General features: G+C 74.7%; 24 protein-coding genes. 9 read left to right on the plus strand and 15 right to left on the minus strand.

Features of this window, described 5'->3' with window-relative positions; all coding sequences use genetic code 11:
* Positions 1-39: 39 nt before the first annotated feature.
* Both ACFVQZ_RS20045 and surE read right to left on the minus strand, forming a co-directional pair.
* Positions 40-723 (minus strand): spermidine synthase, encoded by a 684-nt coding sequence (locus ACFVQZ_RS20045; protein ID WP_383624385.1) that lies wholly within the window; start codon positions 721-723, stop codon positions 40-42.
* A gap of 122 nt (positions 724-845) precedes the next feature.
* Positions 846-1,925 carry a 5'/3'-nucleotidase SurE gene (gene surE, locus ACFVQZ_RS20050; RefSeq protein ID WP_051787402.1) on the minus strand — a complete coding sequence of 360 codons (1,080 nt, stop codon included), beginning with the start codon at positions 1,923-1,925 and terminating at the stop codon, positions 846-848.
* 247 nt (positions 1,926-2,172) lie between these two features.
* Here surE and ACFVQZ_RS20055 point away from each other — a divergent pair, with 247 nt between their 5' ends.
* Entirely contained in the window at positions 2,173-2,814 is a 642-nt protein-coding gene (locus ACFVQZ_RS20055; RefSeq protein WP_383624388.1) for a TetR/AcrR family transcriptional regulator, read from the plus strand.
* A 53-nt stretch (positions 2,815-2,867) separates the two neighbouring features.
* On the opposite strand, the gene ACFVQZ_RS20060 is transcribed toward ACFVQZ_RS20055, so the two are convergent.
* The 3 genes from ACFVQZ_RS20060 to ACFVQZ_RS20070 are packed head-to-tail and all read right to left on the minus strand — an operon-like array spanning position 2,868 to position 3,893.
* Positions 2,868-3,044, minus strand: a complete 177-nt coding sequence (locus ACFVQZ_RS20060; protein ID WP_321192379.1) for a hypothetical protein — start codon at positions 3,042-3,044, stop codon at positions 2,868-2,870.
* Entirely contained in the window at positions 3,041-3,355 is a 315-nt protein-coding gene (locus ACFVQZ_RS20065) for a hypothetical protein (protein ID WP_383624391.1), read from the minus strand. The genes ACFVQZ_RS20060 and ACFVQZ_RS20065 overlap by 4 nt, the downstream gene beginning before the upstream one ends.
* A 43-nt stretch (positions 3,356-3,398) precedes the next feature.
* The gene (locus ACFVQZ_RS20070; protein WP_383624394.1) at positions 3,399-3,893 is read right to left on the minus strand and encodes a hypothetical protein; all 495 of its coding nucleotides are present in this window, start codon (positions 3,891-3,893) and stop codon (positions 3,399-3,401) included.
* A 173-nt stretch (positions 3,894-4,066) separates the two neighbouring features.
* Between ACFVQZ_RS20070 and lon the strand changes: the two genes are divergently transcribed.
* Complete coding sequence (lon, locus tag ACFVQZ_RS20075; protein ID WP_383624397.1) at positions 4,067-6,478, plus strand: endopeptidase La; 2,412 nt, start codon at positions 4,067-4,069, stop codon at positions 6,476-6,478.
* Positions 6,479-6,632: 154 nt separating this feature from the next.
* On the opposite strand, the gene ACFVQZ_RS20080 is transcribed toward lon, so the two are convergent.
* From ACFVQZ_RS20080 to ACFVQZ_RS20090, 3 genes are all read right to left on the minus strand, one after another.
* Positions 6,633-7,787, minus strand: coding sequence for a glutamate--cysteine ligase (locus ACFVQZ_RS20080; RefSeq protein ID WP_051787393.1), 1,155 nt, complete (start codon positions 7,785-7,787; stop codon positions 6,633-6,635).
* Positions 7,788-7,964: 177 nt separating this feature from the next.
* Entirely contained in the window at positions 7,965-8,849 is an 885-nt protein-coding gene (locus tag ACFVQZ_RS20085) for a lytic polysaccharide monooxygenase (protein WP_383624401.1), read from the minus strand.
* Between the two features lie 251 nt (positions 8,850-9,100).
* Positions 9,101-9,934, minus strand: coding sequence for a lysozyme (locus tag ACFVQZ_RS20090; RefSeq protein ID WP_383624404.1), 834 nt, complete (start codon positions 9,932-9,934; stop codon positions 9,101-9,103).
* A 496-nt stretch (positions 9,935-10,430) separates the two neighbouring features.
* On the opposite strand from ACFVQZ_RS20090, the gene ACFVQZ_RS20095 reads away from it, so the two are divergent.
* Entirely contained in the window at positions 10,431-10,841 is a 411-nt protein-coding gene (locus ACFVQZ_RS20095; protein WP_036413597.1) for a MarR family transcriptional regulator, read from the plus strand.
* An 11-nt stretch (positions 10,842-10,852) separates the two neighbouring features.
* Here the strand turns inward: ACFVQZ_RS20095 and ACFVQZ_RS20100 are convergent, their stop codons facing one another.
* On the minus strand, positions 10,853-11,635 hold the full coding sequence (locus ACFVQZ_RS20100) for a hypothetical protein (protein WP_383624407.1): 783 nt from the start codon (positions 11,633-11,635) through the stop codon (positions 10,853-10,855).
* Between the two features lie 396 nt (positions 11,636-12,031).
* On the opposite strand from ACFVQZ_RS20100, the gene ACFVQZ_RS20105 reads away from it, so the two are divergent.
* From ACFVQZ_RS20105 to ACFVQZ_RS20125, 5 genes are all read left to right on the plus strand, one after another.
* Entirely contained in the window at positions 12,032-15,136 is a 3,105-nt protein-coding gene (locus ACFVQZ_RS20105) for a nitrate- and nitrite sensing domain-containing protein (RefSeq protein WP_383624410.1), read from the plus strand.
* Positions 15,133-15,648, plus strand: coding sequence for a roadblock/LC7 domain-containing protein (locus ACFVQZ_RS20110; RefSeq protein ID WP_030492646.1), 516 nt, complete (start codon positions 15,133-15,135; stop codon positions 15,646-15,648). Before ACFVQZ_RS20105 ends, ACFVQZ_RS20110 begins: the two co-directional genes overlap by 4 nt.
* Positions 15,645-16,061 carry a DUF742 domain-containing protein gene (locus ACFVQZ_RS20115; protein WP_030492645.1) on the plus strand — a complete coding sequence of 139 codons (417 nt, stop codon included), beginning with the start codon at positions 15,645-15,647 and terminating at the stop codon, positions 16,059-16,061. The genes ACFVQZ_RS20110 and ACFVQZ_RS20115 overlap by 4 nt, the downstream gene beginning before the upstream one ends.
* Positions 16,062-16,131: 70 nt before the next feature.
* Positions 16,132-16,770, plus strand: a complete 639-nt coding sequence (locus tag ACFVQZ_RS20120; RefSeq protein WP_030492644.1) for an ATP/GTP-binding protein — start codon at positions 16,132-16,134, stop codon at positions 16,768-16,770.
* 73 nt (positions 16,771-16,843) lie between these two features.
* Complete coding sequence (locus ACFVQZ_RS20125; RefSeq protein WP_030492643.1) at positions 16,844-18,079, plus strand: styrene monooxygenase/indole monooxygenase family protein; 1,236 nt, start codon at positions 16,844-16,846, stop codon at positions 18,077-18,079.
* Here the strand turns inward: ACFVQZ_RS20125 and ACFVQZ_RS20130 are convergent.
* The 4 genes from ACFVQZ_RS20130 to ACFVQZ_RS20145 all read right to left on the minus strand — a co-directional run bounded on the left by ACFVQZ_RS20130 (position 18,052) and on the right by ACFVQZ_RS20145 (position 21,560).
* Positions 18,052-19,395, minus strand: coding sequence for an NlpC/P60 family protein (locus ACFVQZ_RS20130; RefSeq protein WP_383624414.1), 1,344 nt, complete (start codon positions 19,393-19,395; stop codon positions 18,052-18,054). The genes ACFVQZ_RS20125 and ACFVQZ_RS20130 overlap by 28 nt on opposite strands.
* A 101-nt stretch (positions 19,396-19,496) precedes the next feature.
* Positions 19,497-19,799: a hypothetical protein gene (locus ACFVQZ_RS20135; protein WP_030492641.1), complete on the minus strand. Its 303-nt coding sequence runs from the start codon at positions 19,797-19,799 to the stop codon at positions 19,497-19,499.
* Positions 19,796-20,563 (minus strand): TetR/AcrR family transcriptional regulator, encoded by a 768-nt coding sequence (locus ACFVQZ_RS20140; protein ID WP_383624417.1) that lies wholly within the window; start codon positions 20,561-20,563, stop codon positions 19,796-19,798. Before ACFVQZ_RS20140 ends, ACFVQZ_RS20135 begins: the two co-directional genes overlap by 4 nt.
* A gap of 61 nt (positions 20,564-20,624) precedes the next feature.
* A complete protein-coding gene (locus ACFVQZ_RS20145; RefSeq protein ID WP_383624421.1) occupies positions 20,625-21,560 on the minus strand; it encodes a diiron oxygenase in 936 nt (311 codons plus the stop codon).
* A gap of 170 nt (positions 21,561-21,730) precedes the next feature.
* Here ACFVQZ_RS20145 and ACFVQZ_RS20150 point away from each other — a divergent pair, with 170 nt between their 5' ends.
* Complete coding sequence (locus ACFVQZ_RS20150; protein WP_030492638.1) at positions 21,731-22,846, plus strand: ferritin-like domain-containing protein; 1,116 nt, start codon at positions 21,731-21,733, stop codon at positions 22,844-22,846.
* On the opposite strand, the gene ACFVQZ_RS20155 is transcribed toward ACFVQZ_RS20150, so the two are convergent.
* Both ACFVQZ_RS20155 and ACFVQZ_RS20160 read right to left on the minus strand, forming a co-directional pair.
* Entirely contained in the window at positions 22,824-24,416 is a 1,593-nt protein-coding gene (locus ACFVQZ_RS20155) for a penicillin-binding transpeptidase domain-containing protein (protein ID WP_383624424.1), read from the minus strand. The genes ACFVQZ_RS20150 and ACFVQZ_RS20155 overlap by 23 nt on opposite strands.
* On the minus strand, positions 24,413-25,804 hold the full coding sequence (locus ACFVQZ_RS20160; RefSeq protein WP_030492636.1) for an FtsW/RodA/SpoVE family cell cycle protein: 1,392 nt from the start codon (positions 25,802-25,804) through the stop codon (positions 24,413-24,415). Before ACFVQZ_RS20160 ends, ACFVQZ_RS20155 begins: the two co-directional genes overlap by 4 nt.
* Between the last annotated feature and the right edge of the window lie 138 nt (positions 25,805-25,942).

Consider the following 25,942-nt stretch of genomic DNA (forward strand, 5'->3'; position numbering starts at 1 on the left):
TGTCGGTGCAGCAGCCTAGAGGCACCGACGGCGTCCCGGCTACGCAGGCCGGATGCCGAGGTGGACCACGTCGGGGACGCCCCGGGCAACGGCGATCTCTTCGGTCCGTACCCCGCTGAATCCGGCATTCCGCAAGGACTCTTCGAAATCGCCGGACGGCCGCGCCGACCACACCGCGAGCACCCCGCCGGGGTTCAGCCGGGCCGCGCAGGACGCCAACCCCCTGGCTCCGTACAGGGATTCGTTGTCCTCGGTGACCGTCCAGTCCGGACCGTTGTCGATGTCCAGGCAGAGCGCGTCGTACGTGTCGTCCGAGGACTCCAGGTACGTCACCAGGTCCGTGTGCAGGATCACGGTCCGCTCGTCGGCGAGCGCGCGGCCGGAGAGCGCGGCGAGCGGGCCGCCGCGGTGCCAGTCGATGATCGCCTGCTCCCGCTCGACCACCGCGATCCGCCCCCAGCGCGGGTCGGCGGCGGCGTGGGCGAGCGAGAAGCCGACGCCGAGCCCGCCGATCAGCACGGACGCGCCCACGCGCGCGTGCTCGGGCAGCGCCTCCATCGCCGCGTCCACGAGCAGCCGCTCGGAGCGTCCGTCGGAGGTGTCCATCAGGAAGGTGCCGTTGGCGATGATCTCGAAGTCGGTGCGGTCGCCGGTGTCCCGGCGCCGCAGGACGACCTCTCCGTACGGGCCCTCGCGGCGGTCGAGGGTGACGGGGCTGTTCATGATCACTCCGTGTCTCGTCGTGCGGTACGCGTCCTGCCTGCCATCCTCGCGGAGCGCGGACGGCCGGGACAAACGGGTTCGGAAGCGACGGTACGGAGGCCGGTGACGGTCTCGTACGGGAGTTACGCGCGCGGGGCCTCGCGCTCCACGTACCGCTGCACGGCCCTCAGTTCGCGCCGGGCGTCGACCGGGGTGCCGTAGGTGCGGTCCCAGGTGATCGGGGCGACGGTCACGTGGCCCCTGCCCAGCAGCCAGGTGGAGTCGGCGTCGGCGCGGCGCTCGGCGCACTCGCCCGCGCGCTCGCCGCCTTCGCCGCCCTCGCAGAGGCCGAGGGCGATGTCGAAGGTGTCGCTTGAGCCTCGCCGCTCGTACGCGTGGTAGGCGACCGCGCCGTCGCCGACCCGGGTCCAGACCGGCGCCTTCGCCCGCTGCCCGGCGCTGACGTCCGGGTAGTCGACCTTGAGCGCGAAGGCGGAGGTCAGCAGGCCTCGTTCCGACAGGCCGGCGACGAACCGCGCGCCGAACTCGGCGTGCGCCCGGTAGTTCTCGCGCGGGAAGAACAGCTGGCTCGTGTCACCGGAGGACGAGAATGCGATGGCCGGGACCTCCTGGTCGATCGCGGCCACGGCGGCGCCGACGGTGCCCGAGTCGTTGACGCTCGCGGCGACGTTCGGGCCCGAGTTGATGCCGGTGAGGACCAGGTCGGGGGCGCCCCGCCAGCCCACCTTCGCGGCCAGACCGCCGCGCAGCGCCAGCTTCACGGTGTCCGCAGGGGTCGCGCTGGGGGAGTCCGGCGTGCAGTCGCCCTCGCCCAGGCAGACGCCGAAGACGGCGCCCCCGGACGGCGCGCCCGCGCAGTCGCCCTCGTAGCCGGCGGGCAGCGCGGTGCGGCGCTGGGCGGTGAGGGCGCCGCCGTTGGTCACGGCCGTGCCCTTGCCGGACTGCACCTGCCAGGGCGCCATCACCACGACGTCGGCCCCGGCCGCGCACATCGCGCGGCGCAGCTCGTACAGGCCGAGCCCGTCGGCGTTGCTCGCCTTCGCGGCGCGCATGGAGTCGTCGTTGGAGAGCAGGATCCGCAGCCCGGCGAGCGGCCCGCGCCCGCCGCGCGCCTCCGGCGGGGCGGGGGTGGTCGCGTAGGCGGTGGCGCCCAGTCCGGCCAGGAGGGCGGCGGCGGTGGTCAGCGCGAGAGTACGGCGCATGGCAGTGCGTCCTTTCATGGGCATGACACATCGGGAGAGGGGTCCGGGGCCCGACCCCCCACGGGCGGGCCCCGGAGCGCGCGGGGTCGTCAGGGCCCCGCGGTCTGCGGGCCGGGTGCGGCGGAGACGGTGCCGTCCTCGGCGGGCTCAGGCTAGGTGCGAAAACCGAGTGGGTACTAGGTTTGTCATGTGTGAGCCAGATCACACGCCCCTCAAGGGGTGGCGCGGCCGCGGCTAGGGTGGCCGCATGCCGGAGAAGAAGGTCACCGCGGGCGGCCGGAGCGCGGGTCGGGGGAGTTACGCCGTCGGGGACGCGCGCCGCCGGCTGATCCTGGAGACCGCCGTCGACCACTTCGGCACGTGGGGCTTCCACGCCTCCTCCCTGGCCCGCATCGCCCATGACTGCGGCATCACCCAGGGCGGCCTGCTGCACCACTTCCGCAGCAAGGAGGACCTGCTCCTCTCTGTCCTCGCGCACAGCGAGGAACACGACGTCGAGCGCCTCCTCGCCACCGAGCCGGAGTCGTACGAGGCCTTCCTCGACGCTCTCGTCCGGCTGGTCGAGGACAACACCCGGCGCCCCGGCATCGTCCGCATGTTCAACGTCCTCGTCGGCGAGTCCGGGAACCCCGGCCACCCCGCCCACGCCTACTTCAAGGACCGGTACGCGCGCGTGCTCGCGCACGGCGTCGAGCGCCTGGAGGAGGGCGTCCGGCGCGGCGAACTCCGCGCCGGCCTCGACTGTGAAGGCGTCGCCCGCGAGTACCTGGCCGTCATGGACGGCCTCCAGATCCAGTGGGCCCTCGACCCCGGCTCCTTCGACATGCCCGCCCGGGTACGGGACTTCCTGCGGCGCCAGTACGCCACGATCCGCGCGACGCCTGCGTAGCTCCTCGCCTCACGCGCCCTGCGCGTCACCCTCGCTCCACGCGCCCCCCCGCGTCACCCGTCCCCGCGCGGGCGCGCCCCGCGCCACGCGTACAGGCCCGCCCCCGCGGCCAGGAGGCCGCAGGCCACCGCCCAGGCCACACTCTGCGGGCCCGGCCGCAGCACCCACCCCCACCACACCGCCGCCGTCGCGTCCGGCGGCGTCAGATACACCGCCCACGCGTACGTCACCGGCGGCAGCCAGCTCGACCGCGCCCCCGTCCGCCCGCCGCGCCGGCCGCCATCCCGGTCAGGCCGAGCGTGTTCCCTACGGCGGCGAGCCCGCTGAACTCCGCCGCCGGACCCGGCCACACCAGGGTGAACACCTCGTCCGGGCACCGCCGGGCCGGCCGGGCGTACAGCCGGCCGGCGTGCCGGTCGTGCAGCAGGCCCAGCGCCTCCGTGTCGCCGCGTGCGACCGCGCGCAGCAGCGCGGCGTCGTCGGCCGCGCCGTCCCCCTCGCCCCCGGAGGGGCCTCCCCGTGCGGGGCGTGACAGTCTCACGCCCTCTCTGTCGCACGGCGCGCCCCGCGCGGTTCACGGGCCGTCAGGGAGAGGTCGGCGGGGCGCCCTCGGGGAGGGCGTCGAAGACGCGCCGGAGGGCGGCGGGCAGGTCGCCGTCGCCCGCCACGACGGTCCGGTCGTGATACGTCACGGTGTACTGGAACCCGTCGGCGACCGGCCGTCCGGCGGGCCGCTCGGGCACGCGCGCGTAGGCGGGGTCGTCGAGCGCCGCCCGCAGCTCCGCCAGCCCGCCGGCGGTCATCCGCCCCGACCGCTGCTCCCCGCTCCGGGACCGCACGGTCCAGGAGCCGTCCTCCCGCACCACGAGCCGGTTGTCCACGCCGGCGAACCCCCCGCTCACCCCCACCTCGACCAGCACGCTTTCGGCCCGCGGCTCCGCCGGGACCTCCACCCTGGTCGTGCTCCCGCCCCGCTCGGGCACGTCGGCGTCGGCGCACCCGACCGCCCCGAGCACCAGCGCCGCCGCCACCGCCGGCACCGCACCCCACACCCGCCGCCCCCGCACACGACTCTCCATGCGCCCGAGCATGCCCGCCCCCACGGACGGCCGCAGCCGGAACACGCCAGGTCCGCCAGCGAGAGACCCTGCCCGGCAGGGTGATCGCTCACAGCGAACAACGGCCGGGGAACATTCGGAGGCTCACAAGCATTGAGTCGGCATAGCTCAACTTGACTGCCGAAGGGGAGATCATGACTGCTGGCTCCAAGCCGTCCGTGCCGCTCACTCTGCCTGTGCTGCCGCTCGATGACGAGGTCGTGCTGCCCGGGATGGTCGTGCCGCTCGATCTGTCGGACAACGAGGTGCGCGCCGCCGTCGAGGCCGCGCAGGCCGCCGCGCGGGGAGCCGGCGGGAAGCCGCGGGTGCTGCTGGTGCCGCGGGTCGACGGGACGTACGCCGGGACCGGCGTGCTCGGGATCGTCGAGCAGGTCGGGCGGCTGTCCGACGGCGACCCGGGGGCGCTCATCCGCGGCATCGGGCGGGTGCGGATCGGGGCCGGGACGACCGGGCCCGGCGCCGCCCTGTGGGTCGAGGGGACGGTCGTCGAGGAGACCGTTCCCGATCCGCTGCCCGGCGCCGTCACCGAGCTGGTCAAGGAGTACAAGGCGCTCGCCACCACCTGGCTGAAGAAGCGCGGCGCCTGGCAGGTCGTCGACCGGGTGCAGCAGATCGACGGCGTCGGCGCGCTCGCCGACAACTCCGGCTACTCGCCCTTCCTCACGGTCGAGCAGAAGGTCGCCCTGCTGGAGACCGCCGACCCCGTCGCCCGGCTGAAGCTCGCCACCGCCCAGCTCCGCGAGCACCTCGCCGAGCAGGACGTCGCCGAGACCATCGCCAAGGACGTCCAGGAGGGCGTCGACAAGCAGCAGCGCGAGTTCCTGCTGCGCCGCCAGCTCGAAGCCGTCCGCAAGGAGCTGCGCGAGCTGAACGGCGAGAAGGAGGGCGAGGAGTCCGACGACTACCGCGCGCGCGTGGAGGCCGCCGACCTCCCCGAGGCCGTCCGCGAGGCCGCCCTCAAGGAGGTCGACAAGCTGGAGCGGTCCAGCGACCAGTCCCCGGAGGGCTCCTGGATCCGCACCTGGCTCGACACCGTCCTCGAACTGCCGTGGAACGAGCGGACCGAGGACCGGTACGACATCCAGGGCGCCAAGGCCGTCCTGGACGCCGAGCACGCGGGCCTGGAGGACGTGAAGGAGCGCATCACCGAGTACCTGGCCGTCCGCAAGCGGCGCTCCGAGCGCGGGCTCGGCGTCGTCGGCGGGCGCCGCGGCGGCGCCGTGCTCGCGCTCGTCGGGCCGCCCGGCGTCGGAAAGACCTCCCTCGGCGAGTCCGTCGCCCACGCCATGGGGCGGAAGTTCGTGCGCGTCGCCCTCGGCGGCGTCCGCGACGAGGCCGAGATCCGCGGCCACCGGCGGACCTATGTCGGCGCCCTGCCCGGCCGGATCGTCCGGGCGATCAAGGAGGCCGGGTCCATGAACCCCGTCGTCCTCCTCGACGAGATCGACAAGGTCGGCTCCGACTTCCGCGGCGACCCCGCCGCGGCCCTGCTCGAAGTCCTCGACCCGGCGCAGAACCACACCTTCCGCGACCACTACCTGGAGGTCGAACTCGACCTCTCCGACGTCGTCTTCCTCGCCACCGCCAACGTGCTCGAAGCCATCCCCGAGGCCCTGCTCGACCGCATGGAGCTGGTCCGCCTCGACGGCTACACCGAGGACGAGAAGGTCGTCATCGCCCGCGACCACCTGCTGCCCCGGCAGCTGGAGCGGGCCGGCCTGGAGACCGGCGAGGTGACCGTGGACGAGGCGGCGCTGCGGAAGCTGGCAGGCGAGTACACCCGCGAGGCCGGCGTCCGCACCCTGGAGCGGTCCATCGCCCGGCTGCTCCGCAAGGTGGCGGCCCAGCACGAACTCGGCGACCGCGAGCTGCCGTTCATGGTCACGCCCGACGACCTGCGGGACCTCATCGGACGCCCGCACCACGTGCCCGAGTCCGCCCAGGACCCGGCCGAGCGGCGTACGGCCGTGCCCGGTGTCGCCACCGGACTGGCCGTGACCGGCGCGGGCGGCGACGTCCTCTTCGTGGAGGCGTCCCTCGCCGACCCGGAGACCGGCGGCGCCGGGCTGACCCTCACCGGCCAGCTGGGCGACGTGATGAAGGAGTCCGCGCAGATCGCGCTCTCCTTCCTCCGCTCGCACGGCGCGGAGCTGGAACTGCCCGTCACCGGCCTCAAGGACCGGGGCGTGCACATCCACTTCCCGGCGGGCGCGGTCCCGAAGGACGGCCCGAGCGCGGGCATCACCATGACGACCGCGCTGGCCTCGCTGCTGAGCGGCCGGCTGGTCCGCACCGACGTGGCCATGACCGGCGAGGTCTCCCTCACCGGCCGGGTCCTGCCCATCGGCGGCCTGAAGCAGAAGCTGCTCGCCGCGCACCGGGCCGGGATCACCACGGTCGTCATCCCCAAGCGGAACGAGGCCGACCTGGACGACGTCCCGGCCGAGGTCCTGGAGAAGCTGGAGGTCCACCCGGTGACCGACGTCCGCCAGGTCCTGGAGATCGCCCTGGCCCCGGCGGAGGTCCCGGTCCCGGTCGCCGCCTGACCGGGCCGCGAGAGCCGGGCCGCCGGGCCCGGCGTCACGGCCGGGGTGTCAGCGGCGGGCGCCGGCGCCCCGCCCGGGGCGGCCGGTACGCCCGGGTCCTGACGTCCGGTGCTCCCGGTACGCGCGCGTACCGGGAGCACCTGACGCCGTCGGTTCACGCCGGGGTGGTACGGCGCACGGCGTCGACGATCACCGAGGCCAGCGTCGGGTCGCCGGAGTGGGCGGCCCGCCGCTGGGCGTCCGCCCCGGTGCCCCGGGCCAGCAGCCGCTCCACGCCCGCCTCGGCGCGCTCCCGGTCGCCCGCGTCCGCGAGGGCGGGGCGCACGTGGTCGAGCAGGGCGTGCAGCACCTCGCCGGCCGGGGCGGGCCGCCAGCTGCGCGGGTCGAGCAGCTCGCCGCCGAGCCCGTACCGGCTGGCGCGCCAGGCGGCGAGCCGCAGCACCACCGTCGACACCGGGTCGGGGAGCAGCCCCAGGCGCCACTCGCGGGCCGCGGTCTCCACCAGGGCGCGGCTGAGCACGGCGAGCAGGACGGTGTCCTCGACGTCCAGGCACACGTCGCCGACCCGGATCTCGACCGTCGGGTAGCGGCGGGAGAGCCGGGCGTCGAAGTAGACCATGTGGTCGTCGACCAGCACGTCGCTGGCGAGCATCGCGCGCGTGGTCCGCTCGTACGCCTCCACGTCCCCGTACAGCTCGCTCGGGCCCGCCATCGGCCAGCGCTGCCACAGCTGGTGGCGCCAGCTCGCGTATCCGGTGTCGACGCCCTGGAAGTAGGGGGAGTTGGCGCTGAGCGCGAGGAGCGGGGCGAGCCAGGGCCGGATCCGGTCGAGCACGCCGACCCCCTCCTCCGGCGAGGCGAGGTGGACGTGGACGTGGCAGGCGCAGGCGAACTCCTCGTCCACCAGGTGCGCGTACCGCGCGTGGATCCGCCGGTAGCGCTCGTCGGGGGTGAGCAGCGGACCGAAGTCCACGGGCGGGGTCGCGAGCGCGGCGATCGCCACCCCGGCCTCCTTGGCCGCCGCCGCGGCGGCCAGCCGTGCCCGGCGCAGCTGGTCGGCGAGCTGGGGCGTGGTGACGCAGGGGGTGGTGCCGATCTCTAGCTGCTCGGAGTACAACTCGGGTTTCGCCGGCTCCGGGCCCTCGGTCTTCGGCCCGGCGTCGGCGTGCCAGGCGGCGATCTCGGTGACGGTGCCGGCCAGGGGCTGCGGAAGTCCGGTCTCGGGATCGACCAGGAGGAGCTCCTCCTCCACCCCGAACGTGCGCGGTCCTTCCCCGCGGTGGTAGACCCACCGCTGCTGGTTCCGCATGGAGCGCTCTCCTTCACGGGCGGCCGGTGGTGCGCTGACGGGCGTTCGAACGTGCTTTCTCCAAGGGTGTCCACGAACGTCCCGGCTTCCACCCGTCCCCGCGCAGATGGCGCGAAATCGCCCCCGGAGCGCGCGCTCCGGGGGCGAGGCCCCTCCCAGGGGCGGAGGGGGGCTCCCCTAGGAGGCGGAGGTTCCGCGGCGGCGGCCCAGGAACAGGCTGCCCGCGCCGAAGACGGCGAGGGCGCCCGCGCCGGCCAGGGCGAGCGGCAGCGGCGAGCCGGGGGTCGCGGCGGCTTCGGCGGAGAGCGCCGGCGGCTGCTCGTCGCCGCCGTGGCCCGCGTGGCTCACGGTGGACAGCTCGGCGCCCGCGGCCAGTTCGGCCTCGGTCGGCGCCTCGGCCTTCGGCGCCGCGGCGGAGGCGGCGGCCGTGCCGAAGGTGACGTCGGAGCAGCTGTAGAACGCCTCGGGGCTGTCGTTGCGCTGCCAGACCATGTAGACGACGTGGCGGCCGGTGCGGGCCGGCAGGGTGCCGGTGAAGGAGTAGAAGCCCTCGGTGGCGGTGCGGGTGGTGGGGTACACGGCGACCGGGGCGGCGTCGAGGTCGGACCACTTGAGCGGCTGCGTCGGGTCGAAGCCGGGCTTCGTGATGTACATGGTCATCGTGCCGGAGTGCGCGGCGGTGGCGCGGATCCGGAAGCCGAAGGAGCCGGCGCTGACGGGGGTGGCGGGCCAGTCGGTGCGCGCCCAGTCGAGCGCGCGGTACTTCTCGCGGTTGGCCGAGCAGAGCTTGCCGTCGGGGATGAGCGCGCGGTGGTTGCCGTCGGCGTTGGCGATGTTGACCTCGTTCCAGTCGTAGAGCGGCTGGGTGCCGGAGTCGGCGACGAGGTCCTTGCACACCTGCGAGTCGGGGCTCTCGGGGCCTTCCGCGTAACAGGCGGCGATCCTGCTCACGGGGTTGAAGACGGCTCCGTGGGCGGCGGCGGTGGTGGGGGTGAGTCCGACGAGCGCGGCGGCCGCGGACAGGGCGGCGACGCCCGCGGCGGTACGGCGGGTGGACGGCATGCGGGGGCTCTCTCTCGTGCGTGGGGGAGTACGGAACGAGCAACGCGCGCGGGGCGCACGGGGGTTGGGACCCGGGCGACCGGGATAGAGACTCGCATTGGTCCATACCAATGAGCAAGGGGGTGAACGCAAAAAGCCCCCACCGGGGCGCGGGAAGTGGTGGGGGCGTGGAGTGACGGTGAAGACGAACGGCGGTTCCGGGAGCGGCACTTGTCGCAGCCGTCCCGGAACCGCCGTTCTCCGTGCGGGCGTCAGCCGTTCGCGAGCGCCTGGACGCGCGAGAGATCGCCGTTGAAGTGGTTGTGGTCGCCGACCGTCGGGCCGGACGAGGTGTACTGCCACATCGTGTAGTACGGCCAGCCGGCCGGGAGTTCGCCGACCTCGGAGGCGTACCGGGCGATCCACAGCGGGTTGGTGGACGCGAAGCCGGAGTAGTTGCCGGTGCACTGCTTCCACCAGCTGGTCGCCGTGTAGATGACGGCGTCGCGGCCGGTGCGGGCCTTGTACCGGTTCAGGAAGTCGCGGATCCAGGTGACCATCCCGGACTGGGTCTTGCCGTAGCAGGTGGCGCCGTACGGGTTCCACTCGATGTCGAGGACGCCGGGGAGGGTCTTGCCGTCCTTGGACCAGCCGCCGCCGTTGTTGACGAAGTAGTCGGCCTGGGCGGCGCCGGTCGTCGTGTCCGGGGTCGCGAAGTGGTACGTGCCCCGGATCATGCCGACGTTGTACGAGCCGTTGTACTGCTGCGTGAAGTAGGTGTTCTTGTAGTACGTGCCCTCCGTCGCCTTGACGTAGGCCCACTTCACGCCGCTGCTCCAGAGGGTGGACCAGGCGACGTTCCCCTGGTGGCTGGAGACGTCGACGCCTTCGGTCCAGGTGGCGAGGGCGGAGACGTCGCCGGGGGCGGTGGCGCCCCGGCCGTCGTGCTTGAGGACGCCCATGCCCATGTGGGCGGTGCCGCGCGCGGGGACGGCGGCGCGGGCACCGGGGTCGGCGGCGCCGGCCTGGCCGGCGAGCGGCAGGACGAGGGCGGTGGCGGCGAGGCCGGCGAGCAGGGTGGTGGGGACGGATCTGCGCACACGCATGGCGTGACTCCCGAGAGGTCGGTGTCGCTGGGGGTGGTGTGGACATGTCAGTCACGTGCTCGACGGTGACTCTACGCACGTAGACAGCCGGGGTGGAAGAGGGGCCGGGCGCCGCCGTTGGTCTACTCCTGCGAAATACTGGAGGAGCTGCGGCGATGCGGTGCCGCGGCGGCAAACTTTCACCCGACGAAACACCCGCGGGAGGTGCGGCGTGCGCGCAGGCGGTACGGCCGGTGAAGACGACGCCACGCCCGGGGGAACCCCGGCGCACGGGCCCGGCGACGGGACGGCCGCCGGGGGCGATGCGCCCTCCGGGGCCTCCCGGACCGGCCGGGAGGCCGAGGGGACGGGAGCGCCCCGTGGCGCCGGCGGCGACGGTGCCGGCCCGGCCGGAGAAGGCGCTCAGGCCGGCGACGGTGCTCAGTCCGCCGGGTCCCGCCGAGCCGGAGGCGTCGGCGCGGGCGGGAAGGGCGGGGCCGAGCGGGAGTTCCTCGCGCTGGAGCGGGAGCTGGCCGTGTTCCTGCGGCGGGCCCGGGCGCAGTCCGGGGAGATGGCGCGGGAGGTCCATCCGGAGCTGGAGTCGTCCGCGTACGGGCTCTTCGTGCGGCTCGACGACGCCGGGCCGCAGCGCGCCACCGAGCTGTCCGCCTATTTCGGCGTCGGCAAGGCCACCCTGAGCCGGCAGCTGCGCGCCCTCGAACAGCTCGGCCTCGTCGCCCGGGACCCCGACCCCGCCGACGGGCGCGCCTCCCTCGTGCGGCTCACCGACGAGGGCCGCGCCCGCTTCCGGCACGTCCGTGACGCCCGCCGCGAGCGGTACGTCCGCAAGCTCGCCGACTGGGACCGCGCCGAGGTCGCCGAACTGGCCCGGCTGCTCCATCACTTCAACCAGCGCTCCGAGGGCTGAGCCGCACCGCGTCAGAACGTCACGTACACGCCCGTCGCGTCGTCGTGGAGCTTCCCGCGCCGCCCGCCGCCCGCCGCCGCGTCCTCCGTCTCCAGCACCCGCACCCGCTGGAGCAGCCCCGCCGGGCCCTCCTTCGCCAGGACGCGCGCGCACTCCGTCCAGTCGCCCGCGCCGAACCGCTCGACCCAGCGGCTCGCCCCGTCCGTGAGCGCCGCCAGCGCCCGCACCTCCGCCAGCGGGGTCCGCCCGGTCACCGCCCGCTCCGCCACCGACGGGTCCGCGGCGGCGGTGAAGAAGCCGCCCTCCCGGTTCCGCAGCCGGTCCGCCGCCTCGTGCGAGCGGAGCGCCTCGCGGGGGATCCGGTCCAGCCGGTCGTCCACCACCGCCCGGACCGAGCCGTCCGGCGCCTGGAGCAGCAGTACCGAGTCGGAGAGGACGAGGTGGTCGACCGCCTCCGCGTCCCACCGCGCGAGGACCACCGTCGCCTGGGGCGTACGGACGTGAGAAAGGTCACAGGTGTCCGCGTGGAGCTCCGCGGTGCGCCGGATTGCCCGGGCCAGGATCTCGGACAGCGTCAGATCGGCGCGGGAAGCGGACAGTTCGGTCAAAGCGCCGCCGAGTCGCGCGGTGAACCACGGCACCGTGTGCACACAACCGTCCTCACCCGGGGGAGGGGTCACCCCGTCCAGGAGGACCAGCGTCCCCCCGCCGCCCGAGGCGGGCAGAGCTGCGGCGGCCCAGTCCTCGTTGGGGCGTTCGGGGCTGCCGGGGAGGGTGGCGACTTCGCTGCGCATGATGTCCAGTGTGCCCGGCTCGCGCGAGGTCTTCACACCGTCTGCAAAGGGCCGAAAATGGCCTGTACCAACCAGCCGAGGCCCGCCCGGACGGCGGAACCGTCACCTCCGGCGAGCTGCGGGCGGGCATCCTGCCAAAGCCCGCCCGGAAGATCCAGCCGGGGCCCGGCACATGCCCCCGGCGGCGGTCGCCGGAAGTTGTTCGCCAACTCAGGAGTGTTGTTCACTCGTTCGGGTGGCGGAGCGGCCGATGCCCGTCCCCTGCCGAGAAGCGCTGGAATGGTCGGAAGCCGTACCAGGGGTGGGGGCAGGACCTCGTGACCGGCCGTCACCTCTGCTGTGTGGGCGGACGAGTCAAGGATGCGAGCACCGGTGCAGAAGAAGCGGCCTCGGAGCATGAACGGCGCGCGGAGCCAGACCCCCGGTGAGCCGCCGGCCCCCGGCACCTCGCCGAACCCGGGGAGCGCGCCGGGAGCCCGTGCCGCCGCGCCCACGGGAACCGGCACCGGAACCGGAACCGGAACCGGATCCACCGCCCCCGGTGGCGGCACCGGAACCGGATCCACCGCCGGCGCCACCGCCACCGGCCCCAACGCCCCTGCCGCCGCGCCCGCGTCCGCGCAGACCCCCGCCGGCCGGGCCAAGCGCGTCCGGAACCGGCTCGTCGCCGGCGTCGCCCTCGTCGGCGTCATCGTCGTCGGCGCCGGTGCCCCCGCCGTCCTCACGGCCTCCACCGAACTGAACGAGTCGCGGCGCCTGGTGACCCTCGCCGAGCTCGACCGGCAGGCCGTCACCCTCGCCCACTCCCTCGCCGACGAGCGCGACGAGGTCGTCGCCTTCGTCGCCGCCGGACGCGACGAGCAGACCGGCCCGAAGAAGGACCGGCGGACCCTCACCCCCGCCAAGTCGACCCGCGTGGACCGCCAGATCGACGAGATCCGGTCCGCCGCCCCCGACGCGCTCCGCCGGGAGCTCGCCGGCGTCGCCTCCGTCCGCCGCGCCGCCGTCAGCGGCGAAGGCACCGCCCTGGAGGCCCACAAGGCGTACAGCGACGTCATCGCCAAGCTCCAGGACCTCGCCGAGGACCTGGCCGAGCGGACCCCGCCGCGCGCCACCGACCCCGTCCTCACCGGCACCGGCCGCGCCCCCGCCGACCTCGGCCGCGCCGTCGAGCAGGCGTCCGCCACCCGCGGCCTGCTGCTCGCCGCGCTCGCCGTCCCGCAGCCCGAGCCCAGCGGCGACCTCCGCTACGACCCCGCCACCGGCACGTACGTCGCCGAGGAGCCGGAGGGCAAGGAGGAGGCCGAGCGGGCCCGCGACCAGCTGAGCGCCGCCGCCCAGCAGGCCCGTGTCCGGGAACTCGCCGCCCTCGGCGACTTCGACCGCTCCGCCGGGCCCGCCGCCCGCGACTCCCTCGCCGGGACCGTCGCCGGCCCCGAGGTCAAGACCGCCGAGCAGGCCCTCGGCCGGCTCACCGACCAGCCGGCCCTCTCCGAGGCGGAGACCCGCACGTCCCCGTCCGCCCTCGACGCGGCGCTCTCCGCCCGCATCGAGCAGATGCGCGGCGTCGAGTCCACCCTCGCCGCCAAGCGGGTCGAACGGCTCACCGCCCTCCGCGACGACGACGTCACCGCCCTCGAACTGCGCCTCGCCTTCCTCGGCGGCTGCCTCCTGCTCGCCGTCGGCGTCTCCACGTACGTCGCCCGCAGCCTCACCCGGCCGCTCGCCGTGCTCCGCCTCGGCGCCGCCCGGCTTGCCGCCGCCCAGGAGCCGGCCACCGAGGACGCCGTCCGCTTCACCGGCCGCAACGACGAGTTCGCCCAGGTCGTCCGCTCCCTGAACACCCTCCAGGGCCGGCTCGCCGCGCTCTCCGCGCACACCGCCCGGCTCACCGGCGAGCGGGCCGGCCTGGTCGCCGCCGAGGAGGCCGCCCAGGCCGAACTCGCCGCCCAGCGCGCCGAGCTCCAGGGCCGGATCGCGGTGCTCACCGCCGACCTCGAACGCCTCCGGGGCACCGTCCAGCACACCTTCGTCAACCTCTCGCTGCGCAGCCTCGGCCTCGTCGACCGGCAGCTCGCCGTCATCGAGAAGCTGGAGGAGCGCGAGCAGGACCCGGACCGCCTCGCCACCCTCTTCAAGCTCGACCACATGGCGACCGTCATGCGCCGCCACAGCGAGAACCTGCTGGTCCTCGCCGGGCACGAGCACGTCCACGGCCACACCGGGCCGGTGCCGCTGGTCGACGTGCTGCGCGCCGCCGTCAGCGAGATCGAGCGGTACGAGCGGGTCACCATCCAGTCGCTGCCGCCGCACGCCCAGCTCGCCGGCTTCGCCGCCGACGACCTCAGCCACCTCGTCGCCGAACTCCTGGAGAACGCCACCTCGTTCTCCCCGCCGGACGCCGAGGTCCAGCTCTCCGGCTGGCTCCTGGAGACCGGCGAGGTCATGCTCTCCGTCCAGGACTCCGGCATAGGGATCCCCGAGCACCGGCGCAACGACCTCAACGCCCGTCTCGCCGCCGCCGATCCGGACGCCTTCGAGGGCGAGGGGCTCGGCATGCGGGTCGTCTCCCTGCTCGCGGCCCGGCACGGCGTCGGCGTCGAGCTGCGCGAGCAGAAGCCGGGCGGCACCGCCGCCGTCGTGGTGCTGCCGCTCCCGCTGCTGCCGAGCGCGCCCCCGGCCGCCGTCCCCGACCCGGCCCTGCTCGCGGGCACCGGCACCGTCCCCGTGCTGCACCTTCCCGGCTCGGAGGCCGAGGCCAACTCCAACGCCCTCCCGTCCCGCACCCGCGACCCGCTCGTCGAGGCGGCGGAACGCGCCTTCCGCGAGACGGAGTCCGAGCCCCAGCCCGGGCCGGCGGCATCGCAGCCCGAGCCGGAGCCGGTGTACGAGGCGGAGCCCGCGCCCGCGCCCGCATCGCAGCCGGACACGCGGCCGCAGCCGGAGCCCGCGCCGGCGTACGCGCCCGAGCCGACCACCCCGGAGCCGTACGACCACGACCACGGCCCCGCCCAGAACTCCGCCCAGAACTCCGCCCAGGACTCCGCCCAGAGCTCTGAGTACGGCCCCGGCCCCGGCCACGCCCCCGACCACGGGCAGCCCGCCGAGTCCGTCTCCGAGACGACCCTCCAGGTCCGGCTGCCCGACCCGCCGCCGGAGCCGGACGGGCACGAGCGGGCCGCCGAGGCACCCGCCCCGGTCGTGCCCGAGCAGGCCGGGCCCGCCGACGAGGCGCAGGTGCCCGGACCGCGGCCCGCGCAGTGGGAGCGCGTGACCGACAAGGGCCTGCCCAAGCGGACCCCGCAGGTCGTCCGCGGCCCCGCCGCGCCCACCGCGCCCCGCCAGGGCTCGGTCGACGCCGAGGCGCTCCGCCGCCGCCTGGGCGGCTTCCACCGGGGCGCCGTGGCCGGGCGGCGGGACGTCGAGGCGGAGATAGCAGCCGGAGACACCACGCGTACAGAGGAGATGACGGGGGACACAGTCGAGGAGGCACGCAGTTGACCGCCACGGGAACGAGCACCACCAGCACCACCGGTACGTACGGACCGAGCACGGAGGCCCGCAACCTGCAATGGCTGCTGGGCAACCTCGTGGAGGAGGTGCCCGGCGTCCGCTCGGTCGCCGTCGTCTCCTCCGACGGGCTCCTGCTGCTCTCCTCCGACCCCGACGAGCGGCCGGGCCCGGCCGCCGACGACGGGACGGCCCGCCCGCGCGGCCCGCGCGGTTCCAGCGCCGACCTGGCCACCATCGTGTCCGGCATCGGCAGCCTCACCGTCGGCGCCGCGCGGCTCATGGACGGCGGCGGCGTGAAGCAGACCATGGTCGCCATGGAGGAGGGCAGCGTCTTCGTCATGTCGATCAGCGACGGCTCGCTGCTCGGCGTGCACGCCACCCCCGACTGCGACATGAGCGTCATCGCGTACCACATGGCGCTCTTCGTCGGCCGCGCCGGCCACGTCCTCACCCCCGAAGTCCGCAGCGAGCTGCGCAAGTCGATGGAGAGTTACCGGTGACCTCGCCGATCGCCGCCGCCCACCGGCTGCCCGTCCGGGGCGAGGGACGGCGCCCCGCGCGCGTGCGCCCGTACTCGCTCACCGGCGGGCGCACCCGGTTCGCGCACGTGCTGCTCGTCGAGACGTTCGTGGCCGCCCTGGAGGCGCCGGTCGCCCGCAAGGTCCTCACGGACGGCGGCCCCGGCGCCCGGGGGCTGATGCCCGAGATGCGCGCCATCGTCGAGATCTGCCGCCGGATGCGGACCGTGGCCGAGATCTCGGCCCTCCTCAAGATGCCGTTGGGTGTCGTCCGGGTGCTGCTCAGCGACCTGGCCGACCAGGGAAAGATCCGTGTGTACGGGACCGGTCACGGCACCGGCCAGCCCGACCGCGCGCTCCTCGAAAGGGTGCTGAGTGGACTCCGCCGTCTCTGACGCCACCGCCGTCGACCCCGCCGTCGACACCCCCGCCGCTCCTCCGGCGGACACCGTCCCCGCCGCCGCGATCCCCGCCCAGCCCGGGCGCGCCGACGCGGAGCCCGGCCCGGAACCCGACCCGGAGGACGGGGCCCAGGACTGGCAGCTCGACCACTCGCGCGCCCCGATCGCGACGAAGATCGTGGTCGCGGGCGGCTTCGGCGTCGGCAAGACCACCTTCGTCCGCGCGGTCTCGGAGATCACCCCGCTCCAGACCGAGGCGCTGATGACCCGGGCCAGCGAGGAGACCGACGACCTCACCGCCACCCCGGACAAGCTCACCACCACCGTGGCGATGGACTTCGGCCGGATCACGCTCGACAACGACCTGGTGCTGTACGTCTTCGGCACCCCCGGCCAGCAGCGCTTCTGGTTCATGTGGGACGACCTCGTGCGCGGCGCGATCGGCGCGATCGTGCTCGCCGACACCCGCCGGCTCACCGACTGCTTCCCGGCGCTCGACTACTTCGAGAGCTGCGGCCTGCCGTACGTCGTCGCCGTCAACCACTTCGAGGGCACCCCGCGGTTCGACCCGGAGGACGTCAGGGAGGCCCTGACGATCACCCCGGAGGTCCCCGTGGTGATCATGGACGCGCGCAAGCGCTACAGCGTGGTGGAGACCCTGCTCGCCATGGTCGAGCACGCGCTCTCCGCCACGCCCGAATAGCGGCCGCCACCCCCGCCGTTCGTCCCCGTCCCCGCCCCCCACCTCCCCGTTCTCGCCAGGAGCAGCACCACCCATGCGGAAGATACTCATAGTCGGAGCCGGACAGTCCGGTCTCCAGCTCGCCCTCGGCCTCCAGTCCCACGGCTACGAGGTCACCCTCATGTCGAACCGGACCGCGGACGAGATCCGCTCCGGCCGCGTCATGTCCACCCAGTGCATGTTCGCCACCGCGCTCGGGCACGAGCGCGACCTCGGCCTGAACTTCTGGGAGTCCCAGGCCCCGAAGATCGAGGGCCTCGGCGTCTCCGTCGCCGGCCCCGAGTCCGCCCGCCTCATCGACTGGGTCGGCAAGCTCGACGGGTACGCCCAGTCCGTCGACCAGCGCGTGAAGATGGCCGGCTGGATGGAGACCTTCGCCCAGCGCGGCGGCCAGCTCGTCATCCACGGCGCGGCCGTCGGCGACCTCGACTTCTTCGCCCGCCGCTACGACCTCGTGCTCGTCGCCGCCGGCAAGGGCGAGCTGGTCTCCATGTTCGGCCGCGACGCCGACCGCTCCCCGTACGCCGAGCCGCAGCGCGCGCTGGCCGTCGCGTACGTGCACGGCCTCGGCCCCCGCCCCGAGCACCCCGACTTCGACGCGGTCCGCTGCAACATCGTGCCCGGCGTCGGCGAGCTCTTCGTGATGCCGACGCTCACCCTCGGCGGCCGTGCCGACATCCTCTTCTGGGAGGGGATCCCCGGCGGCCCCGTCGACGCCTTCCAGGGCGTCAAGGACCCGGCCGAGCACCTGGCGCTGACGCTGGAGCTCATGGAGAAGTTCCTGCCCTGGGAGTACGCGCGCGCCACCCGCGTCGAGCTGACCGACGCCGGCGGCACCCTCGCCGGCCGGTACGCCCCGACCGTCCGCAACCCGGTCGGCCGGCTCCCCGGAGGCGGCCTGGTCCTGGGCGTCGCCGATGTCGTCGTCGCCAACGACCCGATCACCGGCCAGGGCTCCAACTCGGCGTCCAAGTGCGCCGCCGCCTACCTCGCGGCCATCGTCGAGCACGGCGACCGGCCCTTCGACGAGGAGTGGATGCGGTCCGCCTTCGACCGCTACTGGAAGACCGCCGAGCCGGTCACCAAGTGGACCAACGCCATGCTGGCGCCGCCGCCGGAGCACGTGCTGAACCTGCTGGGCGCGGCCGGCGGGCTCCAGCCGGTCGCGGACCGTTTCGCCAACGGCTTCGACGACCCGGCCGACTTCGAGAATTTCTTCTTCGACCCGGAGAAGGCCGCCGCCTACCTGGCCTCGGTCGCCGGCGCCTGACCGCCGCCGCCGGGTCCGGGCGGCGCGGACACCGCGTCGTACCCCTCGTCCGAGCCCTCCCGGGCGCCCTCCGGGAGGACCGGCGGGGTGTACGACGCCAGCGGCGTTCCGCCGGGGTCCGGCCGTACCGCCCCGAGCAGCGGGTTCGCCGCGAGCGGGGAGACTTTCACCCGGCCGCCCGGGCGCGGGGCGTGCACGACCAGGCCCTCGCCCAGGTAGAGGGCCACGTGCGTGGCGCCGGGGAAGTACACCGCCAGGTCCCCGGGGCGCAGCTCGCCCAGCGCCACCCGTGGCAGCCGCGCCCACTGCTCCTGGCTGGTGCGCGGGATGTCCCGGCCGGCCGCCGCCCACGCCCGCTGCGTCAGCCCGGAGCAGTCGTAGCTGTCCGGGCCCTCCGCGCCCCACGCGTACGGCTTGCCGAGCTCGCCGACCGCGAAGGCCAGCGCCTCGGCGCCCGCGCGGGACGGGGTGCGGGTGAGGTCGAGGACGCCGGAGCCGAGGAGTTCGCGCTGGGCGCCGGCCGTCTCGGTGCGCTCCAGTTCGGTGAGGCGGGTCAGCTGCTCGGCGGAGAGGGAGGCGAGCAGCTTCTCCACCTCGGCGAGCTTCTTCCGCACCTCGTCCCGCCGGGCCCGCTGCCGGGCGGCGAGCGTCCGCTGCCGGCCGAGGGCGGTGCGGGAGGCGGCGGCGAGCGCGGCGGCGCGCCGCTCGGCGGCCTGGAGCCGGGGCAGGGCGTCGGCGCGCTCGCGGGCCGTGCGGTCCACCAGGTGCCGCGCGTCGAGGGCCGCCTGGGGGTCCGGGGCGAAGAGCAGCCGCAGCGGGGAGTCGTCGCCGGCGCGCCCCTGGTACTGCGCCCGGGCGAGTCGCCCCGCGTCGGCCCGGCCGCGCGCCAGCTCGGCGCGGGCGGTCTCCAGGTCGGCGGTGACCCGGCGGGTGGCGGCGTCCTGGAGCCGCAGCGCCTCCTCGGCGGCGTTGAACTCCTCGGTGGCCTCCTCGGCCTGCCGGTAGAGGGTACGGAGCCGGGCGAGCAGCGTCGCGACGGAGCCGCCGCCGGGAGGCGCGAGCGCGGCGGCGTCGTCCTCGGCGTCAGCGGGGTCCTCGGCGTCGGCGGCGTCAGGGGGCTCCGTTGTGGCCTCCGCGCTGTCGGGGTCCACCGGGCCGACCGGTTCCGCCGCGGGGTCCGCCCAGGCGACGGGCGCCGACTCGGCGGGCGGGTCTGTCGGTGGTAGGGGCGGTGCGGGCGCCGCCGCCGTGCCGGTCAGGGCCGTCAGCGCGGCCAGCGCTCCCGTACAGACCGTGCGCAGCAGCCTTCGCGACACGTCACCACCACCTCCAGAGCGGGCTCCGGAGGCATCATGACGCGCCTGTTCTTCTGATTACCGTACGAAACGGGCGTGCCGTGCGGACGGGAGCGCGGGGCTCACCCGTTCGGCTCCCCGCCGGGCCCGGCGGGCCGGGGGCCCGGCTTCGACCAGGGCCACTTCAGCTCGCGCCGCTCGCGGCCCTCGGGGGCGTACACGTAGACCCAGCCCCGCTGCAGCCCGAGCCGCTTGGTGTGGCCCGCGGGCTCGCGCCGGTACGCGTACAGCATGGGCGGCCGGCCGTCGTGGGCCGGCACCGGCACCTCGTACCACTTCGGCGGGTGGCCGGTCGGGCCGAGGAGGATGGGCAGCACCCGACCGTCGAGCGGGCCGCCGCGGAAGGGGGTGTTCTCGCTTCTCACGGGACAAGTCTCTCCCGGCCGCCCCCGGCCTGCGCGGGCGGTCCGAGCAGGTGCGCCGCGTCGCCGGCGAGCGGCAGCAGCCGGCGGGCGAGGCCGGCGACGGGGCCGTCGGGCTCCTCCTGGGCGAGGAGCCGCCGGACGACGTCCGCGGTCTCCGGGTCGCGCGCGGAGCCGGCGGCGAGCACCGCGACGAGGTGGTCGACCAGCCAGTCGCGCAGCTCGCCGGCGTCCGGCCGCTTGCCGTCGCCGAGCCAGAGCAGGGACGCCGCCTCGACGGCCGCGATCCAGGTGCGGACCAGCATCGCGAGCCGTCCGCCCGGCCGCTCCACGCCCAGGTGCAGGAAGATCTGCCCGGCGGCGGCCCGCCGCACCTCGTCGACGATCGCGGCGGTGTGGGCGGTCTCGACGACGCTGCCGCCGCGCAGCAGCGCGCTGAAGCCGGCGTCGTGCCCGTCCACGAAGGCGAGGTAGCGGTCGAGGACCCGGCCCAGCCGCTCGGTCGGCGGGCCCTCGGCGGGCTCGGCGAAGCAGTGGTGCAGCGCGTCGGCGGAGGACCGCAGGGCCGCCTCGTACAGCTGCTGCTTGCCGCCGGGGAAGTAGCGGTACACCAGCGGCCGGGACACCCCGGCGGCCTCGGCGACGTCGTCGAGCGACACGTCCTCCGGCGCCCGGTGTGCGAACAGCCCGAGCGCGGCCTGCAGCAGCTGGCCGCGCCGCTCCTCGACGCTGAGCCGGCGGTACGCGGGGGAAGCGGCGCTCGTCATGCCCGCAGCGTAACCCCGGTACCTCCGGCTCCGGGTCCGGGCCGGGAGCTCCACCCGGCGCTCAGGCCAGCAGCCCGGACGACCGCCACAGCCGGCGGCCCGGACCCCGCAGCACGCCGATGTCGTCGAGGAAGTCCGTCAGCCGCTTCGCGCCGGACCGCATCACCTCGCGGCGGTGGCCGCTCGCCCGGACCTGGGCGACCGCCTCCCGCCGGTCCAGGCCCACCGCGTCGTACACCGCCGGGTTGACGAAGCAGACGGAGAAGACCCGGGCGGCCTCGCCGCAGCTGAGGCGGGTCAGCTCGCGCTCCCAGCGCGGCGCCGTCACCATCTGGCGGCGCAGCTCCTCGCGGGCGTACCGCACGTGCCGGGCCTCCTCGACGACGTGGATGCGGGTGACGCCGCGCACCAGCGGCTGGATCCGCTCGTCCGGGAAGGTCAGGCGCTGCATCCAGTCGAGGATCTCCTCGCCGAGCAGGGTCGCCGCGAAGGAGCCGGGGGTGGTGGAGACGGTCTTCAGGACCCGGGCGAGGTTGTGGTAGACCCGTGGCACCGGGTACTCGCCGGTCCCGCTCTTGCGGATCAGCCGCGCGAACATCATCGAGTGCCGGCACTCGTCGGCGATCTCCGTGAGCGCGTAGCCGACGTGATGGCTGGTCAGCGGCTTGTCGTAGATGTGCCGGACGAGCAGCTGCATCAGGATGACCTCGAACCAGATGCCCAGCGAGGCGAGCGACGCGGCCTCGTGGCGGGAGAGGGCGATCCGCTGCTCCTCGGACATCCGTCGCCACAGCGGGGTGCCGTAGAGCGAGACCAGCTCCGGCGGCCAGTACCAGAGGCCGTCCTCGAAGGGCGCGTCCCAGTCGAGTTCGGCGTCGGGGTCGTGGGAGTGCTTGCGGGACGCCTCCAGGAGCCGTGCGGCGAGCCGCTCGCGGTCACGGAGCGGCCCCAGCGCGTCCCGCAGCAGGGTGAGGTCGGGCTCGGTGAAGGGACTCATGGCGGGGCACCTCGCTGGCGGCAGATCGGGGTTACCGTCGGTCACTCTTTATCAGACTGCCCGTCAGCAAGCCCGTCAATCCTTCGCGCGCGACTTGTTGACGCTTCGTCCAGCAGCGTGTGAGCCTGCTGGCAGCGGCTGACACGCCGTCAGGCCGGAAGGAGTGGTCGATGTCGACGCACGAGCTCTACGTGAACCCCCCGTCCGGACCCGGCCGGGAGATCCCCGCCACCGGCGAGGCCCGCTTCTCCTGGGAGTACGACATGGCCGACGCCGGCCGTGACCGGCTCCTCGCCCTCTACCAGAAGGGCAAGGACAAGCAGTGGGACGGCGCCCGCCGCATCGACTGGGAGCTGGAGGTCGACCCGTACGACCCGCTCGGCACCCCCGACGAGGCGCTCGCCCTGTACGGCACCCGGCACTGGGCCAAGCTCACCGAACGCGACAAGGGCGAACTCCGCCGCCACTACGCCTCCTGGAACTTCAGCCAGTTCCTCCACGGCGAACAGGGCGCCATGGTCTGCGCCGCCCGGATCGTCGAGTCCGCGCCCGACCTCGACGCCAAGTTCTACTCCGCCACCCAGACCATGGACGAGGCCCGGCACGCCGAGATCTACGGCCGCTTCCTCCACGAGAAGATCGGGATGCTGTACCCGATCAACGACCACCTCCAGGCGCTCCTCGACGACACCCTCCGCGACTCCCGCTGGGACATGCCCTACCTCGGCATGCAGGTGCTCATCGAGGGCCTGGCGCTCGCCGCCTTCGGCATGATCCGCGACACCACCGACAAGCCGCTGCCGAAGCAGATCCTCGCCTACGTCATGCAGGACGAGGCCCGGCACGTGGCCTTCGGCCGGATGGCCCTGCGCGACCACTACAAGCAGCTCACCGACGCCGAACTGCGCGAGCGGGAGGAGTTCGTCATCGAGGGCTGCTACCTGATGCGCGACCGGCTGCGCGGCGTCGAGGTGCTGGAGAACTTCGGCATCCCGAAGAAGGAGGCCGAGGAGTTCAGCGAGCAGAGCGAGTTCCTGCACCTCTTCCGGAAGCTGCTGTTCAGCCGGATCGTGCCCTGCGTCAAGGACATCGGCCTGTGGGGCGAACGCCTCCAGAAGGCATACCTCGACATGGGCGTCTTCGACCTCGGCGACTCCAGCCTCGACCTGCTGATGACCCAGGACGAGGAGATCGCGGAACGCCTCGACGCCGAACGCTTCGCCGCCGAGGAACAAGCCCGCGTGGCGGAGGTGGCCGAGGCGATCACGGACGGCGCGTCGGACTGACGGAGGGCGGCCCGGCGCCCGGGGCGCCGCGCGGGACGGCCGGACGCGCGGGAGCGGCGTCCTCGTCCCGGCCGCCGCCCGCCCCCGGCGCGCCCGCGGTACGGGCCTCCGCCTCCAGGCGCAGCGCCTCGCGCATCACGTCCCGGGCGATCGGGGCCGCGCTGCCGCCGCCGCTGATGTCGGTGCGGGACGCCTCCGCGTCCTCCACGACGACCGCCACCGCGACCGCCGGGCGGGCCGAGTCCTCGGCCTGCGCCCAGGCGATGAACCAGGCGTACGGGGTGCCGGTGTTGCCGAGGCCGTGCTGCGCGGTGCCGGTCTTGCCGCCGACGCGGGCGCCGGGGATCGCCGCGTTCCCGCCCGTGCCCTCGTCCACCGCCCGCACCATCAGCCGCTGGAGCTGGAGGGCCGTCGACGGGTTCATCGCCTGGCGGTGGCTGCGGCGCGGGGTGCGGTCCACCGTCGTGCCGCCGGAGGTGGTCGTCCGCTCGATCAGGTACGGCCGCGCGATCTCCCCGGTGTTGGCGACGGCCGCCGCCACCATCGCCATCTGGAGCGGCGTCGCCGTCGTGTTGAACTGCCCGATCGACGACAGCGCCAGCTGGTCCGGGCTCATGTCGCGGTCGAAGTTCGACACCGCCACCCACGACGGCACCCGCAGCGCCGGGTCGCCGAAGCCGAAGCGCTCCGCCGCCTCCACCATGCCCGCCAGGCCCACCTCCACGCCGAGCCCGGCCATCACCGTGTTGCAGGACCACTGGAGGGCGTACGCGAGCGAGGCGTCCTCGCAGCCCCGGGCCTCGTTCGGCAGCACCTGCCGGGTGCCCGGCAGCACGAACGGGTCCGGCGTGTCCGTCGGCGCGTCCACGTCCCGCACCACGCCGGCGTCCAGCGCCGCCGCCGCCGTCACGATCTTGAAGGTGGAGCCGGGCGGGTACGTCTGCCGCAGCGCCCGGTTCAGCATCGGCTGGTTCGGCGAGGTGGTCAGCCGGGTCCAGGCGTCCTTCACGTCCGGCCCGGTGCCGGAGAGCACCCCCGGCTCGTACGAGGGGGAGGAGACCAGCGCCAGGATCCGGCCGCTCGACGGCTCCAGCGCCACGACCGCGCCCCGCTTGCCGCCGAGCCCCCGGTAGGCGGCCTCCTGCAGCGGCGCCCGGATCGTCGTCACCACGTCGCCGCCGGGGGAGCGGCCCCGGGTGAGGTCGTTCCACAGCGGCAGCGGCGCCAGCGCCGGGTCGGTGCCGGCGAGGAGCGCGTCCTCCGCGTGCTCGACCAGCGTGGTGCCGTACGTCTGGGAGGCGTAGCCCGTCACCGGCGCGTACAGCGGACCCCGCAGGTAGGTCCGCTCCCAGCGCAGCTGCTGGCCGCTGTCCCGGGAGCCCGTCACCGGCTCGCCGTCGACGACGATCGCGCCGCGCGGCTCGGCCCAGCGGACGATGGCGTTCCGCCGGTTGGCCGGGTTCGCGTCCAGCTCCTCCGCCTCGACCAGCATCACCCGGGCCGCGTTGACCAGCAGCGCGGCGAGCAGCAGCAGGCAGAGCGCGGCGGCCCGCCGGATGTACCGGATCACCGGCCGGCCCCCACCGTGGCGAGCTCGCCGGTGTCGGCGGCCTCCGGCTGCGGCGCCCGCGCCGAGTCGCTGACCCGGACCAGCAGCGCGACGATCACCCAGTTCGTCACCACCGACGACCCTCCCTGTGCCAGGAACGGCATCGCCATGCCCGTCAGCGGGATCAGCCCCATCACCCCGCCCGCGATCACGAACACCTGGAGCGCCACGATCGACGCCAGCCCGACCGCGAGCAGCCGCCCGAACGGGTCCCGCAGCGCGAGCCCCGCCCGGTAGCCGCGCGCCACGAAGAGCGCGTACAGCAGGAAGAGCGCGGTCAGCCCGACGAGCCCCAGCTCCTCGCCGGCCGTCGCCAGGATGAAGTCCGACTTGGCGGCGAAGCCGATGAGCACCGAGTGGCCGAGGCCGAGGCCGGTGCCGAGCATCCCGCCGGCCGCGAACGCGAACAGCGACTGCGCCAGCTGCCCGGGCCCGTCGCCGGCCCGGATGGAGGCGTACGGATCCAGCCAGTCCTCCACCCGCCCGTGCACGTGCGGTTCGACGGACCCGATGAGGAAGGCCCCCGCCGCGGCCAGCAGCAGCCCGATCGCGATCCAGCCGGTCCGCCCGGTCGCCACGTACAGCATGATCACGAAGAGGCCGAAGAAGAGCAGCGAGGTGCCGAGGTCCCGCTCCAGGACGAGGACGCCGACGCTCACCAGCCAGATCGCCACGATCGGCCCGAGCACCCGCCAGGTGGGGAACTGGAACCGCCAGATCCGGCGGCCGGCGTACGCGAGCACGCTGAGGTTGGCCGAGAGGTACGCGGCGAAGAAGACCGCCAGCAGGATCTTCGCGAACTCGCCCGGCTGGAACGAGAGCCCGCCGATCCGGATCCAGATCCGGGCGCCGTTCACCGCCGGGAAGAAGATCGGCAGGATCATCAGGGCGAGCGCGGCGGCCACCGAGACGTACGCGTACCCCTGGAGGGCCCGGTGGTCGCGCAGCACCAGCACGACCACGATGAACAGCGCCACGCCGAGCGTCGACCAGATCAGCTGCGGGGTGGCCGCCTGGTCGCGCGGGGTCTCCAGGTCCAGCCGGTAGATCAGCACCAGACCGAGCCCGTTGAGCAGCAGGGCGATCGGCAGCAGCAGCGGATCGGCGTACGGGGCCCGGAACCGCACGGCGAGGTGCGCGAGCAGCGCGAGGAGGCCGAGCCCCGCCCCGTACCGGGCGGCGTCCGGCGGCACGGCCCCGTCGTGGGCGAGGCCCACCTCGGCGTAGCCGCAGACGGAGATGAGGACGGCGCCGAGGAGCAGCACCAGCTCCACCCCGCGCCGCTTCGGGACCCGGACACCGGGCGGCGGCGCGTCCGGGGGAGCGTCCGTGGTCCGAGGTGCGGTCATGGTCGGCAACGTAGCAAGCCGTATGCCGTATGTCCCTTTTGTGTGACGGTGTGCCGTGCGGGGCCGCGCCCCCCCGGGGGCGGCGGTGCGGCCGGTCAGCCCTGCTCCGGGTCGTCGTCCGCGAAGGGGGGCGTGGCC

The sequence above is a fragment of the Streptomyces sp. NPDC057854 genome (genome assembly GCF_042797055.1).
Taxonomy (GTDB): domain Bacteria; phylum Actinomycetota; class Actinomycetes; order Streptomycetales; family Streptomycetaceae; genus Streptomyces.

Coding starts and splice junctions, on each gene's coding strand:
- ACFVQZ_RS20055 (WP_383624388.1), top strand. CDS start 2,173: ATGCCGGAGAAGAAGGTCACCGCGGGCGGCCGGAGCGCGGGTCGGGGG.
- ACFVQZ_RS20090 (WP_383624404.1), bottom strand. CDS start 9,934: ATGCGTGTGCGCAGATCCGTCCCCACCACCCTGCTCGCCGGCCTCGCC.
- lon (WP_383624397.1), top strand. CDS start 4,067: ATGACTGCTGGCTCCAAGCCGTCCGTGCCGCTCACTCTGCCTGTGCTG.
- ACFVQZ_RS20105 (WP_383624410.1), top strand. CDS start 12,032: ATGAACGGCGCGCGGAGCCAGACCCCCGGTGAGCCGCCGGCCCCCGGC.
- surE (WP_051787402.1), bottom strand. CDS start 1,925: ATGCGCCGTACTCTCGCGCTGACCACCGCCGCCGCCCTCCTGGCCGGA.
- ACFVQZ_RS20080 (WP_051787393.1), bottom strand. CDS start 7,787: ATGCGGAACCAGCAGCGGTGGGTCTACCACCGCGGGGAAGGACCGCGC.
- ACFVQZ_RS20125 (WP_030492643.1), top strand. CDS start 16,844: ATGCGGAAGATACTCATAGTCGGAGCCGGACAGTCCGGTCTCCAGCTC.
- ACFVQZ_RS20085 (WP_383624401.1), bottom strand. CDS start 8,849: ATGCCGTCCACCCGCCGTACCGCCGCGGGCGTCGCCGCCCTGTCCGCG.
- ACFVQZ_RS20100 (WP_383624407.1), bottom strand. CDS start 11,635: ATGCGCAGCGAAGTCGCCACCCTCCCCGGCAGCCCCGAACGCCCCAAC.
- ACFVQZ_RS20140 (WP_383624417.1), bottom strand. CDS start 20,563: ATGACGAGCGCCGCTTCCCCCGCGTACCGCCGGCTCAGCGTCGAGGAG.
- ACFVQZ_RS20150 (WP_030492638.1), top strand. CDS start 21,731: ATGTCGACGCACGAGCTCTACGTGAACCCCCCGTCCGGACCCGGCCGG.
- ACFVQZ_RS20160 (WP_030492636.1), bottom strand. CDS start 25,804: ATGACCGCACCTCGGACCACGGACGCTCCCCCGGACGCGCCGCCGCCC.
- ACFVQZ_RS20145 (WP_383624421.1), bottom strand. CDS start 21,560: ATGAGTCCCTTCACCGAGCCCGACCTCACCCTGCTGCGGGACGCGCTG.
- ACFVQZ_RS20045 (WP_383624385.1), bottom strand. CDS start 723: ATGAACAGCCCCGTCACCCTCGACCGCCGCGAGGGCCCGTACGGAGAG.
- ACFVQZ_RS20070 (WP_383624394.1), bottom strand. CDS start 3,893: ATGGAGAGTCGTGTGCGGGGGCGGCGGGTGTGGGGTGCGGTGCCGGCG.